We start from the raw sequence: 13,422 nt of genomic DNA, 5'->3' as shown, positions 1-13,422 counted from the left end.
GCGGCTTGCCGCGACGGGGGCAGCGCCCCCTATCCCGCGTCGGTTCTTCCGCGCCGGTCGGACCGCAGGCTGGCATACAGAACATGCGTCCGCCACCGCCCGTTGATTTGCAAATACGACTGCGCCACGCCCTCGTATTTGAAGGCCGAACTTTCCAGCAATCCGCGCGACGCCCGGTTTTCCGGCAGGCAGGCGGCTTCGATCCGGCTCAGGTCCAAACGGGTAAAGGCATGGTGAACCATCGCGCCGATGGCTTCACGCATATACCCTTGTCGGGCAAAAGCCTGACCGGTCCAATACCCCAATGTGCCCGCCTGCGCGGGACCGCGCCGAATGTTGTCCAGCGTGATGGCCCCAACCAACACGTCATCCTCGCGGCGAAACAGAAAAAGCGGGATTGCCGTCCCGGCCGCTACCGAACGTTGTGCCCAATACACACGGTTGGTAAAGGATTTGCGGCTCAGGTGGTCCTTGGCCCAGATCGGTTCCCAAGGTGTCAGATAGTCTTTCGAGGCCCGCCGCAACGCGGCCCAATCGTTGAAGTCGGAATGTACTGGCGGGCGCAGGCTGAGCCGCGCAGTCTCGAGTTTCAGCTTGCGTCTGCCCAACAGCATCACGCCGCCCGCCTCTCCTGTAGCTCGGCCAATGTCGGCGCCCCCGAAACCGGCCCGTACAGCGCCAAAGCGGCAGGTGCGTTGACGGCCATCTGCTCGGCAAATACGCGCACATCTTCGGTGCTGACCGCATCAATCCGGGCCACCGTATCTTCCAGAGACGGGACCCGCCCCCAGATCTGAACCAGCCGCGCCAAGCGTTCGGCCCGGTTTGACGGGCTTTCCAGCCCCATCAACATCCCGGCTTTCATCTGCGCACGGGCACGGGCAACCTCTTCCGTGGTCATGTCCTCTGCTGCGCGCTTCATTTCGTCGATGGTGATAGTGGCAAGCTCTGCCACCTGATCTGCCGAGGTACCGGCGTAGATCGTCGTCGTACCGGTATCGGCATAGGCACCGGTCTGGGCAAAGATCGTATAGCACAGCCCGCGCGACTCGCGCACCTCCTGGAACAACCGCGAAGACATGCCACCCCCCAAAGCGGTGGAATAGATCTGCGCCGTATAGATCGCATCGTCGCGATAGCCCGGGCTTTCCAGCGCAAGTGCAAAATGGGCCTGCTCCAGCTTTTTCTCCTGCCGTGCTTCACCACCGGTAAAGCGCGCAGGGTCGGCGATAAGCCCGTTGCGTGGTTGCAGATGACCGAACATCTCTTCGGCCATTTTCATCAGCTGATCGTGATCCACGGCACCGGCAGCGGACAGGATCATCTGATCGGGGCCATAATGCTCTGCTACGAAGCCAGAGAGGTCTTCTCGTGAAAACGCACTGACCCGTTCGGATGGTCCCAGAATGGTTCGGCCCAAAGGCTGGTCGTGATAGCTCTGCTCCTGCAACCAGTCAAAGATCACATCGTCGGGCGTGTCATAGGCCTGGCCGATCTCCTGAAGGATCACGCCGCGTTCGACCTCGATCTCGCGCGGGTCGAAAACCGGGTTCAGGACGATATCGCCGATCACATCCATCGCCAGCGCCACGTCGTCCTTTAGAACGCGCGCGTAATAGGCCGTTACCTCGCGCGAGGTATAGGCGTTGATATACCCGCCCACATCCTCGATCGCCTCGGCGATTTGCAGCGCCGAACGGCGCTCTGTTCCCTTGAACGCCATATGTTCAAGGAAATGCGCAATTCCGTTCTGTTCGATCCGCTCATGCCGCCCACCGGCGGTTACCCAGATGCCGATGGCCGCAGATTGCAGCCCCGGCATATGTTCACTGACGATACGAAACCCGTTCTTCAGTTGGTCTTGTCTGACAGTCACTCAGCGATGTGCCTTTTTATATGATCCTCAAGGGCACCCAGATCATTGGCGATGCGGGTCACCCGTTCCGGACGTTCATACAGATCAGACATGCGGGATGGAAGAGGTGGATGCACGTCGCTCGCCTTCTCGACTGCGGCGGGGAACTTGGCGGGATGCGCAGTGGCCAAGGTGATCATCGGGGTATCGGTGGCACGGTGGTCTTCGCCGACCTTGATCCCGACCGCAGTGTGCGGGCAGACCAGTTCCGCGCTGTGGGCAAGCGTATGCCGGATCGTCGCCAGCGTTTCCTCCTCGGACACTCGGCCCGAGTCGAAACTCTCGCGCAGCGCTTCCATCGCGCCCTGGCTGACATTGAAGCCGCCGGACTTGAGCTCATCCATCAACTGCGCCACGGCACCGCCGTCCTCGCCATAGGCGTAATACAACGCCCGCTCAAAGTTCGAGCTGACCTGAATGTCCATCGACGGGCTGATCGAGGGGATGGTGTCGCCCTTGAAATACCCCTCACCCGACAGACAGCGGTGCAGGATGTCATTCTGGTTGGTTGCAACGACCAGACGGTCGATGGGCAAGCCCATGCGCTTGGCCAGATAGCCTGCGAAGATGTCGCCGAAATTGCCGGTCGGCACGGTGAAACTGACCTTGCGGTGCGGCGCGCCGAGGCTGACGGCGGCCGAGAAATAATAAACGATCTGCGCCAGCACCCGGGCGAAGTTGATCGAGTTCACACCCGCCAGCTTGACCCCGTCGCGGAAGTCGAAATCGTTGAACATATCTTTCAGCGCGGCCTGACAATCATCGAAATCGCCGTCCACGGCCAGAGCATGAACGTTGCTGTCCGCAGGCGTCGTCATCTGGCGACGCTGCACCTCGGACACGCGGCCATGCGGGAACAGGATGAACACATCCACGGCATCCAGCCCCCGGAACGCCTCAATCGCGGCAGAACCGGTGTCGCCGCTGGTCGCGCCCACGATGGTCACGCGGTCATTGCGCCGTTTCAGGGCCACCTGGAACAGCTGGCCGATCAACTGCATGGCAAAGTCTTTGAAGGCCAGCGTGGGGCCGTGGAAGAGCTCCAGCAAGAAGTGATTCTCGTTCAGCTGCTTCAGCGGCGCGCGGGCGTCATGACCAAAACCCTCGTAGGCACGCGCGATGATCTGCTTGAACTCATCCTCGGCAAAGGAGCCGCTGACATAGGGCCACATCACACGGAACGCGATGTCTTCATAGGGCAGACCAGCAAGCGCCGCGATCTCGTCATGGCTCATCACAGGGATCTCGGCGGGCAGATAAAGCCCCCCATCGCGGGCCAATCCGGTCAGCATCGCCTCTTCAAAGGTCAGTTCTGGCGCTTGGCCACGGGTCGAGATGTATTTCATTGCTCTTCACTCTCAGAAGGGGCGCGATTGCGCCACAGGAAATAACCGGTCATCACAGCCCAAACCAGAGCCAAGCCAAACCAGGTGATTGCATATTGCAGGTGATCGTTTGGAATCCCCGCCGTATCCACCGGCAAAGGCGTCACGTTCGGGTCGGTCTGAGACCGTGCAATCAGCAACACCGGTTCGGCCCCCAGCGCGGCGGCCAGATTGGGCACGTCCCGGGCAAACCAGATGTTGTCGTCAATATCGGGCTCGGGCGTATAGCTGTCGACCTCATCCGGCCAGTGCAGGTTGCCGGTGATCTCCATCGGACCGGTCAGACGCGACGCCTGTTTTGCAGTTGTCGGCACAAACCCCCGATCGACCAGAATTGTGCGGTCCTCGGTGTTGAACGATTGGATGATGCGATACCCTGCCCCGACCTGTTTGACCGAAACAAGAACATGGATTTCGCTTGGTTCCATCTCACCCGAAACCGTTATCGGAAGGTATTTGTCGGTGTCCTCTGAAACCTGCCGGGGCAAGGCGATAGGGTCGGCTGAAATGCGACTTTCAATCTCTGCCAACAGCTCCTGTTTCCAGGCCAGACGCTGCATCTGCCAGGTACCCAGCGACAGCAGAACGCCCAAACCGGCGAGGCCGAAGATCAGCAGGAACAGAATGCGGCGCATGGCAGGGTCGAACCTCGTTTCAGGAACCGGCGTCTTGTTAAGGGGCGTGTGGGCCAAATTGCAACCACGCAATTGTATGGGGCGCAATCTTGCGCCCGGAACAGAGAAAAAGCCGCCCCTCAAGGGCGGCTTTTGCAATTTGATCAACTGATCTGGCTTACATCAGCGGGGCCTGGCCCCAGATGTAGACTGCAAAAAACAGGAACAGCCAGACAACGTCAACGAAATGCCAGTACCAAGCCGCCGCTTCGAACCCGACATGCTTTTCCGGTGTGAAGTCGCCTTTGAGGGCCCGGATCAGGCAGACCGACAGAAAGATGGTGCCGATGATGACGTGGAAACCATGGAAACCGGTCGCCATGAAGAAGTTCGAATAGAACTGATCATCGCCAAATTTCCAGCCTTCATGGGCCAGCAGCTCATAGTATTCGAACGCCTGCAAACCGGTAAAGGCAATGCCCAGAACGATACCGATGGCCAGACCGTTGATCAGCGCTTTGCGGTCGTTGTCATGCACCAGCGCGTGGTGGGCCCAGGTGATAGCACAGCCCGACAGCAGCAGAACCAGCGTGTTGATCAGCGGCAGGTGGAACGGGTCAACCGCGTGGATGTCCGGCTGGATGTATTCGGTGCCGGCATAGTCGTACATCGGGTACATGCGATGTTTGAAGAACGACCAGAACCAGGCAAAGAAGAACATCACCTCGGACATGACGAACAGGATGAAACCGTACCGCAGACCGATGCGAACCACAGGGGTGTGATCCCCCTGGCGGCTTTCGACAACAACTTCGGACCACCAAGCGAACATGGTGTAAAGAACTGCGACCAGACCGGCCCAGAACATCCACGGGGTCAATCCGTGCATCCAAAGGACGGCTCCGAACAACATCACAAAGCCGCCGACAGCTCCGATCAGAGGCCAGATCGACGGGGCCAGAATGTGATAATCATGGTTTTTAGCGTGTGCCATCAGCGTCCCTCACCTACAGGCGTTAGTTCGTGTTTGTTTCTGCCTGCGCTTCAAGGGCGGCATAGCCCTCTGGCAGGTCAATTTCGTAGAATGTATACGACAGCGTGATCGTATGAACATACTTTGCTTCAAGATCTTCGACCATTTCAGGATCGACGAAGAAGGTCACCGGCATCTCTACCCGCTCGCCGGGTTGCAGCACCTGCTCTTCAAAGCAGAAACAGGCAATTTTTTGAAAATACCCGCCCGCCGAATAGGGTGCCACATTGTATGAGGCCTGACCCGCTATTGGACGATCCGTTGGGTTGTAGGCCTCATAGAAAGCCAGTCCGGTCTCGCCGATGCGCACTTCCATCTCGCGAACGACCGGTTTGAATTCCCAGGCCATGTTTTTGGCCTTGGACGCATCAAACCGTACGGTGACCGTGCGGTCCAGAATGTCTTCGGGGGCGGCTTCGGCCACACCGGTTGTACCGCCAAATCCGGTCACGCGGCAGAACCAGTCGTAGAATGGTACCGCCGCCCAGGCCAGGCTACCCATCAGGACAACCACACCCACGGTTTGAGCGACCGTTTTCTGTGGACCAGACAAAGCCATCAGTTCTGGACCTCCTGTGTGGCCATGTTGAAGTCAGTACCCGAGACCTTGACGATCGTCAGGCCGAAAATGATCACGATAAAGGCAGCCAGCGTCAGGCCGACGCCCAAATTGCGGCTGAACCGACGCTGATGCAGTTCATGGCTTTTGCGCAGGCTCATGACCATCCTCCCAAACCATAGGGTTTCAGCAAGGCTTCGGCCAGAATAGCGCCGAAATGCAGGAAGAGGTAGAGCAGCGAAAGCTTGAAAAAGCTGCGTTCGACCTTGAAATTATCGGCCTCCGAGTCATCCTCGGTCCGACGTGAAATTTGCCAGGCGCCGCGCAGGAACAACGCGTTCAACACCAAAGCCACGGTCAGATAGATGGGACCACCGATGCCAGAGAACGCGGTTCCCACCGCCAGTATCGCCAGCAGGGCCGTATAGACGAGAATGTGTACACGCGTCGCACGGCGACCATGCGTGACGGTCAGCATAGGCACGCCCGCGTCATCATAGTCCGAGCGCATGAACAGCGCGAGTGCCCAGAAATGCGGCGGTGTCCACATGAAGGTCAGGGCGAACATCAGCCACGGTTCAACCGCCATGGACCCTGTTGCGGCCACCCAGCCGATCACCGGAGGGAAAGCGCCCGCCGCACCACCGATCACGATGTTCTGCGGCGTCGAGCGCTTCAGCCACATCGTGTAGACAACAACATAGAAAAAAATTGTGAAGCCCAGAAACGCACCCGCGAACCAATTGGTCGCAAGGCCCAGCATGATCACCGACAGGCCCGACAGGGTCAGGCCGATGGCCATCGCCTCACCCTCTTCCACCTTGCCGGAGGGGATCGGTCGACCTTTGGTGCGTTTCATCACCTTGTCGATATCCGCATCCCACCACATGTTCAGCGCACCCGATGCGCCGCCGCCGATGGCGATGAACAGAATGGCGCAGAACCCGACAAAGGGATGGACCGGAACCGGGGCCGCCAGCAGACCGACCAGAGCCGTGAACACGACCAGAGACATCACGCGCGGCTTCAGCAAGGCGAAGTAATCGCCAAAGCTGGCCTCGTCCGCGTGGGCGGTCGCTGTGCTGGCATTGATGCTTGCGTCGGTCATCTCGGGTCCTTTTGGGGCGAAAGCTGCGCGGTCAGCCCGCACAGCCTGCATTTCGTGTCAGGCGGGCTTCAACCCGCCCTCAGTGTGCTCAGTTCGATGCAACCTGATAGCTTTGCGGCAAACCGGCATATTCTTCGATCGCGCCTTGCAGCCACTGGTCATACGCTTCCTGGCTGACGACTTTCACGGTGATTGGCATATAGGCGTGGTCTTTGCCGCAGAGTTCCGAACACTGACCGAAGTAGATGCCTTCCTTCTCGGCCTCGAACCACAGTTCCGCCAGACGCCCGGGCACGCCATCCTGCTTTACGCCGAAGGATGGGATGGTCCAGGAGTGAATCACATCAGATGCGGTAACCTGCATCACGATAACCTTGCCAACCGGAACAACAACGGCAGTGTCCGTGGCCAGCAGCCATTCGTCATCGCTGTAACCCGCATCTGCCAGCTTCGCGCGCATGGCATCGTCCAGCACAAACGGGGTCACGTCGGCGTCAGCCGGGCGCGCGCCCTCGTCCAGAGTGGCCGGATGGCCCAGCAGGTAGCTGTCGAAGGCAAAATCGTGATCAACATATTCATAGGTCCAATACCACTGGTTGCCCACGACTTTGATGGTGATGTCGCCTTCCGGGATCTCCTGCTGTTTGAACAGAACCGGCAGCGAAAACGCACCGATGAAGACCAGAATCAGGATGGGGCCAAGGGTCCATGCAATCTCAACCGGGGTGTAGTGCGAAAAACGTGCCGGTTTCGGGTTAACGCGTTCGTTGTAACGCACGATGCAATAAACCAGCAGGCCGGCAACCAGCAGGCAGATAACGGTGATGATCACCAGAATCATGCCGTCCAGACGCTGAATTCCTGTGGCAAGGCTGGTGGCTGCCGGCTGAAAGCCCATACCGCCGTCAACCGGTTTGCCAATAATCTCAAGCTCCTGAGCCATGGCTGGAAGGCTGGAGAGGGCTGTCATAAACCCTGAAAGCATCAAAGCATTCTTCATGTTCTGTCCTGATCGTTTGATCTTTGCGTCCCTGGCGAAAAGGTGTGAATCGGTCGCACCTCTCCCGTTGTCTTTGGCCGCGTTAAAAACCATATTCCGTCGGGTAGATAAAGCAAAATGCTTGCGTCAAACAGACGCTATTTTTGATCTGGATCAAACCCGAAAGGTCCCAACCCATGTCCGACGCCCCGTTTCGCCCGTTTGAAAGCGCTCTACCGCACGATGAAGCACTTGCCATTTTGCGCTCGGCCACGGACGGTGCCGAGGACGGAGAGCTGTTTGTCGAGCGGCGAAAATCCGAGTCTCTCGTGTTCGATGACGGCCGTCTGCGCACCGCGTCTTACGATGCGTCGGAAGGGTTCGGGCTGCGTGCCGTACAAGGTGAAGTGGCTGGATATGCGCATTCCACAGACGTTTCGATTCCTGCCCTGAAACGGGCGGCGGAAACGGCAAGACTGGCTGTCGGGGATGGCGGCGGGGTCTTGGCGGATGCTCCGCGCTCCACCAATACGCGCCTCTACACGGACGAAGACCCGATTGATTCTGCCGCGTTCCCGGTCAAGATCGAGACATTGCGTGAGATCGACGCCTTCGCCCGCGATCTGGACCCGCGTGTGGTTCAGGTCAGCGCCACGATCGCGGCAGCCGTGCAAGAAATCGAGATTCTGCGCCCTGACGGTGTGATGGTTCGCGATGTGCGCCCCATGACCCGCGTGAACGTGTCGGTCATTGTCGAACAGAACGGACGCCGCGAAAGCGGATCCGCCGGTGGTGGTGGCCGGGTTGGCCTGAGCGGGTTGATCGACCCCGCCGACTGGCAGGCCAAGGCCCGCGAAGCCCTGCGTATCGCACTGGTCAACCTGGACGCAGTTCCTGCGCCGGCCGGTGTCATGGAAGTTGCGCTTGGCCCCGGCTGGCCCGGCATCCTGCTGCACGAGGCCATCGGCCACGGCCTGGAAGGCGACTTCAACCGCAAGGGCAGCTCGGCCTTTGCCGGGTTGATGGGGCAGCAGATTGCTTCAAAAGGTGTGACCGTGGTGGATGACGGCACGATTGCTGATCGTCGCGGTTCGATCACCGTGGATGATGAGGGCACGCCCAGCGCGCGCACGGTGCTGATCGAAGATGGCGTGCTGACCGGCTACATGCAGGACCGCCAGAATGCGCGGCTGATGGGGGTTGCTCCTACGGGCAACGGGCGGCGGCAGAGCTATGCGCACAAACCCATGCCGCGCATGACCAACACGATCATGCTGGGTGGCGAAGCCGACCCGCGGGCCCTGGTAGCCGATATCAAGGACGGTATCTGGGCGGTTGGATTCGGCGGCGGTCAGGTGGACATCACCAATGGCAAGTTCGTTTTCTCGTGCACCGAGGCGTATCGTGTCGAAAACGGCAAAATCGGCGCGCCGGTCAAGGGCGCCACGTTGATTGGTGACGGGCCATCGGCCTTGAAACGTATCCGAGGGCTGGGCAACGATATGGCGCTGGACCCCGGCATGGGTACTTGTGGCAAGGACGGACAATGGGTGCCGGTAGGTGTTGGCCAGCCGACCGTCCTTATGGACGGGCTGACTGTCGGCGGTTCGGCCGCCTGAGTCGGACGCGGCGCAGTCCAAGAGGCGCAGGGTTAACCCAGCGTCTCTTTTTTCCGAAGATCGCCTTAGGTGACCAAAGCGCCCTTTCTGATTGAGCATTATTTATTTTACTTATTATCAATATGTTATATGCTTTCCCCCGACAGAATTGCAAAAAATCACTTCTAATTTTCAACGATTCACAAGCTGTTAACTGCCTGTCCCGTAAACCAGTTCTGCAACAAGGCGGAGCAACGGATGACCGAAGAGCAGCTTTCTTCCAATCACCCCCCACTCCCACCCACCACGGAAGAGGACCGGTTCTCGTGGCTTCGTCTGTTGCGTTCTCGCAAGGTCGGTCCGGTGACATTTCGTCGGCTGCTTCGCGAACATGGCTCAGCGCAGAACGCGCTGGCCGCGCTGCCTGAAATGGCACGCGCCGCCGGTATAAAAGGGTATGAAACCTGCCCCCCCGGCGTGATCGAGGCGGAACTCAGGGCCGCAAAAGCCGCTAATGCGCGGCTTTTGTGCCTTGGGTCCGCTGAATTCCCCGCGGCCCTGGCTGAACTGAACGAAGCCCCGCCGCTGCTTTGGGCGATCGGAGACGTTTCGCTGCTGCAAAAACCAGCAATTGCGATGGTCGGCGCGCGAAACTGTTCCTCGCTCGGCGCGCGGATGGCACGTGGCCTGGCCACCGAACTGGGCAGCAAAGGGCACGTTATCGTCTCGGGCTTGGCGCGTGGCATCGATACAGCCGCGCATATGGCCGCGCTGGAAACCGGCACGGTGGCAGTCATGGCCGGTGGCGTTGATGTGATCTATCCGGCCGAAAACACGGAACTGGCCCATGACATCGCGTCCCGCGGCTTGCGGATTTCGGAACAACCGATGGGCGTGACACCCCAGGCCCGGCACTTTCCACGCCGAAATCGGATCATTTCGGGGCTTGCGCAGGCGGTTGTCGTCGTCGAGGCTGCCGCCAAGTCCGGCAGTCTGATCACAGCACGGGACGCACTGGATCAGGGGCGCGAGGTTCTGGCCGTTCCGGGCCATCCGTTCGATGCGCGGGCCGCCGGCTGCAATCTGTTGATTCGTGATGGCGCCACACTTGTCCGATCCGCTGAAGACGTTGTTGAAGCCTTGCCGCGGCAGGACGACCTGTTTTCTCGACCAATCGAACCGCGCTCGGAACCAATTGCGCGTCCTGCAAGAAACCTGCACGAGCAAATCATCGCGCGGCTTGGCCCCTCACCCATCGCCGAGGATCAATTGCTGCGGGATATCGCGGCCTCGGCCGGTGAGCTTGGACCGGCGCTGATCGACCTTGAACTTGATGGGCGAATCCAACGTCAGCCCGGAGGTCTGCTGTCGCTGGCAAGTTGATCGAACCCTCCTTACGGCGTGCCCACTTTGTTAAGATCAGTGGTAGCGCACTGAAATCACGGCGCTTTTCCATCCACGAAAGGAACGCATTGACAATTCCCGCTTGCCCCACACATTTTGCACCACCATAGAAGGCGCCAAATTCGTCGAGCGAGGTTTCCCCTTAAATGCCCGTAGTTGTTGTAGAATCTCCGGCCAAAGCAAAAACAATCAATAAATACCTGGGCCCCGACTACACAGTTCTGGCCTCTTACGGCCATGTGCGGGACCTGCCGCCAAAGGATGGATCGGTCGATCCTGAACATGACTTCTCGATGAAATGGGAGGTCGGCAACGACAGCCGCAAGCATGTCAAGGCCATTGCCGACGCGTTGAAAGAAGACAATGCGCTGATCCTCGCCACCGACCCCGACCGCGAGGGCGAGGCGATCAGCTGGCACCTGCAAGAGGCGTTGACCAAACGCCGTTCGATCAAGAAGGATACGCCCGTCAGCCGCGTCACCTTCAACGCCATCACCAAGGACGCCGTGACCGAGGCGATGCAGAACCCGCGTCAGGTCGATATGCCGTTGGTCGAGGCCTATCTGGCCCGCCGCGCGCTGGATTATCTGGTGGGTTTCAACCTGTCTCCGGTTTTGTGGCGCAAACTGCCAGGTGCGAAATCGGCAGGTCGCGTGCAATCCGTCTGTCTGCGCCTGATCGTCGAACGCGAAATGGAAATCGAGGCATTCAAGCCGGTGGAATACTGGTCGGTTCGGGCGCTGTTCGAGACACCGCGTGGGCAGACCTATGAGGCGCGTCTGGTCACGCTGGCCGGCAAGAAGCTGGACAAGCACGATCTGGCCAATGCGACGCAGGCCGAGCTTGCGGTTCAGGCCATCACCAGCCGCGCGCTGAGCGTGACTTCGGTCGAGGCCAAACCCGCCGCCCGCAACCCCAGCGCGCCGTTCATGACATCGACCCTGCAACAGGAAGCCAGCCGCAAGTTCGGCATGGGCGCGCGCCACGCAATGCAGGTGGCGCAGCGGCTTTATGAGGCCGGGTACATTACCTATATGCGGACCGACGGCATCGACATGGCGCCTGAGGCCGTGGCAGCCACGCGCGAAACAATCGCAGATCGCTACGGTGCTGAATATGTACCGGACAGCCCGCGCATGTATAAGAACAAGGCCAAGAACGCTCAGGAAGCTCACGAGTGTATCCGCCCGACGGATATGTCGCGCGATGCCAAGGCGCTGAAGGTCACGGATGAAGATCAGCGCAAGCTTTATGATCTGATCTGGAAACGCACCATCGCCTGTCAGATGGCTGCCGCGCGTCTGGAGCGCACCACCGTCGAGATCGGCAGCGACGACGGTCAGGTCGGCCTTCGCGCCACCGGCCAGGTGGTCATGTTCGATGGGTTCATGCGGGTATACGAAGAAGGCCGGGATGACGTTTCGGACGAGGATGAAAAGCGTCTGCCACAGATCGCGCAGGGCGATCCGGCCCGTTTTGCCAAAACCTCTCTGAAGGATCAGTTTGCCAAGGCGACCAGCGACAGCGGCGACAAGATCGCGAAAGAAGCAATCCTGTCCGAGAACGAATCCGTTCTGGCCCTTCAACACCACACCCAACCGCCCCCGCGCTATACCGAAGCGACACTGGTCAAAAGGATGGAAGAGCTGGGGATCGGGCGCCCATCAACTTATGCCTCGATCGTAACGACGATCCAGGACCGGGAATATGTCCGCAAGGACAAGAACCGGCTGATCCCCGAGGAAAAGGGGCGGATCGTTACGATCTTCTTGCTGAATTTCTTCCGGCAGTACGTTGGCTATGAGTTCACCGCCAATCTGGAAAAAGAACTGGATGACGTCAGCGCCGGGGAACGCGACTACAAGGACCTGCTGGGCAAGTTTTGGCGTGATTTTTCAGCCGCGATTGGCGAGACGTCCGAACTGCGGATTTCCGAAGTGCTGGACAGGCTCGACGAAGCTCTGGCTCCGCAGCTCTACCCGCCGCGCGAGGATGGGTCCGATCCACGTATCTGCCCGAAATGCGGTACCGGTCAGTTGCACCTGAAGACCTCGCGGACCGGTGGGTTCGTCGGATGCGGAAACTATCCGGAATGTACCTATACGCGCCCGATTGCCGGTGAAGGCGCGGAAGGTGACGAAAGGCTGCTGGGCGAAGATGCCGGGGATGAGATCTGGCTGAAATCCGGCCGGTTCGGTCCTTACGTTCAGCGGGGCGAACCCACGCCCGAGAACAAAAAGCCCCCGCGCGCATCCCTTCCGCGCGGGTGGAGCAAGGATGACATGGACCTGGAAAAGGCTCTGACGCTTCTGTCCCTGCCCCGTCAGATCGGCGAACACCCCGAAGGCGGCATGATCAGCGCGAATTTCGGGCGGTTCGGTCCTTACCTGATGCATCAGCTGCCGGAGGAGGCAAAGCCGGTCTATGCCAACCTCAAAGACCCCAATGACGTGTTCGAGATCGGCATGAACCGCGCCGTTGAGTTGCTGGCCGAAAAACGGGCAAACCCCGGTCGGGGACGGCGGGCCGCGGCGAAGCCTCTGAAAGAGTTGGGTGAGCATCCGGATGGCGGCGCGATGCAGGTTCTGGACGGGCGCTATGGGCCCTACGTGAAATGGGAAAAGGTCAACGCGACGATCCCCAAGGACATCAAACCCGAGGACGTGACGCAGGAAATGGCCATCGAGCTTGTCAACGAGCGCGCTGCCAAAAAAGGCACCAAGAAAAAGGCCGCGCCCAAAAAGAAAGCAACCACCAAGAAAGCAACAACCTAGGCTGACAGGTGGTCGGGGTTGAAAAAGCCCCTTGCAATCGCCTTTTCGACATT

12 protein-coding genes are annotated in these 13,422 nt (G+C 59.5%); 3 read left to right on the top strand and 9 right to left on the bottom strand.

All coding sequences use genetic code 11. The features are described 5' to 3' along the window. Positions 1 to 29 precede the first annotated feature (29 nt). The 9 genes from GOW09_RS09015 to coxB all read right to left on the bottom strand — a co-directional run bounded on the left by GOW09_RS09015 (position 30) and on the right by coxB (position 7,614). A complete protein-coding gene (locus GOW09_RS09015; RefSeq protein ID WP_171117536.1) occupies positions 30 to 614 on the bottom strand; it encodes a GNAT family N-acetyltransferase in 585 nt (194 codons plus the stop codon). Next, positions 614 to 1,876: a pitrilysin family protein gene (locus GOW09_RS09010; RefSeq protein WP_171117534.1), complete on the bottom strand. Its 1,263-nt coding sequence runs from the start codon at positions 1,874 to 1,876 to the stop codon at positions 614 to 616. The genes GOW09_RS09015 and GOW09_RS09010 overlap by 1 nt, the downstream gene beginning before the upstream one ends. After that, complete coding sequence (gene thrC / locus GOW09_RS09005; RefSeq protein ID WP_171117532.1) at positions 1,873 to 3,261, bottom strand: threonine synthase; 1,389 nt, start codon at positions 3,259 to 3,261, stop codon at positions 1,873 to 1,875. Before thrC ends, GOW09_RS09010 begins: the two co-directional genes overlap by 4 nt. Continuing rightward, positions 3,258 to 3,935, bottom strand: coding sequence for an SURF1 family protein (locus GOW09_RS09000; RefSeq protein ID WP_171117530.1), 678 nt, complete (start codon positions 3,933 to 3,935; stop codon positions 3,258 to 3,260). The genes thrC and GOW09_RS09000 overlap by 4 nt, the downstream gene beginning before the upstream one ends. Positions 3,936 to 4,092: 157 nt before the next feature. Further along, positions 4,093 to 4,908 (bottom strand): cytochrome c oxidase subunit 3, encoded by an 816-nt coding sequence (locus tag GOW09_RS08995; protein WP_152457261.1) that lies wholly within the window; start codon positions 4,906 to 4,908, stop codon positions 4,093 to 4,095. 22 nt (positions 4,909 to 4,930) lie between these two features. Continuing rightward, positions 4,931 to 5,506 carry a cytochrome c oxidase assembly protein gene (locus GOW09_RS08990; RefSeq protein ID WP_152457260.1) on the bottom strand — a complete coding sequence of 192 codons (576 nt, stop codon included), beginning with the start codon at positions 5,504 to 5,506 and terminating at the stop codon, positions 4,931 to 4,933. Then, on the bottom strand, positions 5,506 to 5,667 hold the full coding sequence (locus GOW09_RS08985; RefSeq protein WP_162896804.1) for a hypothetical protein: 162 nt from the start codon (positions 5,665 to 5,667) through the stop codon (positions 5,506 to 5,508). The genes GOW09_RS08990 and GOW09_RS08985 overlap by 1 nt, the downstream gene beginning before the upstream one ends. Next, positions 5,664 to 6,614, bottom strand: coding sequence for a heme o synthase (cyoE, locus tag GOW09_RS08980; protein ID WP_152457259.1), 951 nt, complete (start codon positions 6,612 to 6,614; stop codon positions 5,664 to 5,666). The genes GOW09_RS08985 and cyoE overlap by 4 nt, the downstream gene beginning before the upstream one ends. An 88-nt stretch (positions 6,615 to 6,702) precedes the next feature. After that, entirely contained in the window at positions 6,703 to 7,614 is a 912-nt protein-coding gene (coxB, locus tag GOW09_RS08975; protein ID WP_152457258.1) for a cytochrome c oxidase subunit II, read from the bottom strand. Between the two features lie 176 nt (positions 7,615 to 7,790). On the opposite strand from coxB, the gene tldD reads away from it, so the two are divergent. The 3 genes from tldD (at position 7,791) to topA (ending at position 13,369) form a co-directional block, all read left to right on the top strand. Beyond that, complete coding sequence (gene tldD, locus GOW09_RS08970; RefSeq protein ID WP_171117528.1) at positions 7,791 to 9,212, top strand: metalloprotease TldD; 1,422 nt, start codon at positions 7,791 to 7,793, stop codon at positions 9,210 to 9,212. 237 nt (positions 9,213 to 9,449) lie between these two features. After that, entirely contained in the window at positions 9,450 to 10,574 is a 1,125-nt protein-coding gene (gene dprA / locus GOW09_RS08965) for a DNA-processing protein DprA (RefSeq protein ID WP_171117526.1), read from the top strand. Positions 10,575 to 10,741: 167 nt separating this feature from the next. Then, entirely contained in the window at positions 10,742 to 13,369 is a 2,628-nt protein-coding gene (topA, locus tag GOW09_RS08960) for a type I DNA topoisomerase (protein ID WP_171117524.1), read from the top strand. Positions 13,370 to 13,422 lie beyond the last annotated feature (53 nt).

It is taken from the genome of Ruegeria sp. HKCCA5463 (assembly GCF_013034175.1).
Taxonomy (GTDB): domain Bacteria; phylum Pseudomonadota; class Alphaproteobacteria; order Rhodobacterales; family Rhodobacteraceae; genus Ruegeria.
The sequence above is the reverse complement of the archived record's forward strand: the minus strand, read 5'-3'. Positions and strand labels throughout refer to the sequence as shown.

Excerpts from the sequence above, each read along its gene's own strand:
- GOW09_RS09015 (WP_171117536.1), bottom strand. The coding sequence starts at position 614 with ATGCTGTTGGGCAGACGCAAGCTGAAACTCGAGACTGCGCGGCTCAGC.
- thrC (WP_171117532.1), bottom strand. The coding sequence starts at position 3,261 with ATGAAATACATCTCGACCCGTGGCCAAGCGCCAGAACTGACCTTTGAA.
- GOW09_RS09000 (WP_171117530.1), bottom strand. The coding sequence starts at position 3,935 with ATGCGCCGCATTCTGTTCCTGCTGATCTTCGGCCTCGCCGGTTTGGGC.
- GOW09_RS08995 (WP_152457261.1), bottom strand. The coding sequence starts at position 4,908 with ATGGCACACGCTAAAAACCATGATTATCACATTCTGGCCCCGTCGATC.
- GOW09_RS08990 (WP_152457260.1), bottom strand. The coding sequence starts at position 5,506 with ATGGCTTTGTCTGGTCCACAGAAAACGGTCGCTCAAACCGTGGGTGTG.
- GOW09_RS08985 (WP_162896804.1), bottom strand. The coding sequence starts at position 5,667 with ATGAGCCTGCGCAAAAGCCATGAACTGCATCAGCGTCGGTTCAGCCGC.
- cyoE (WP_152457259.1), bottom strand. The coding sequence starts at position 6,614 with ATGACCGACGCAAGCATCAATGCCAGCACAGCGACCGCCCACGCGGAC.
- coxB (WP_152457258.1), bottom strand. The coding sequence starts at position 7,614 with ATGAAGAATGCTTTGATGCTTTCAGGGTTTATGACAGCCCTCTCCAGC.
- tldD (WP_171117528.1), top strand. The coding sequence starts at position 7,791 with ATGTCCGACGCCCCGTTTCGCCCGTTTGAAAGCGCTCTACCGCACGAT.
- dprA (WP_171117526.1), top strand. The coding sequence starts at position 9,450 with ATGACCGAAGAGCAGCTTTCTTCCAATCACCCCCCACTCCCACCCACC.
- topA (WP_171117524.1), top strand. The coding sequence starts at position 10,742 with ATGCCCGTAGTTGTTGTAGAATCTCCGGCCAAAGCAAAAACAATCAAT.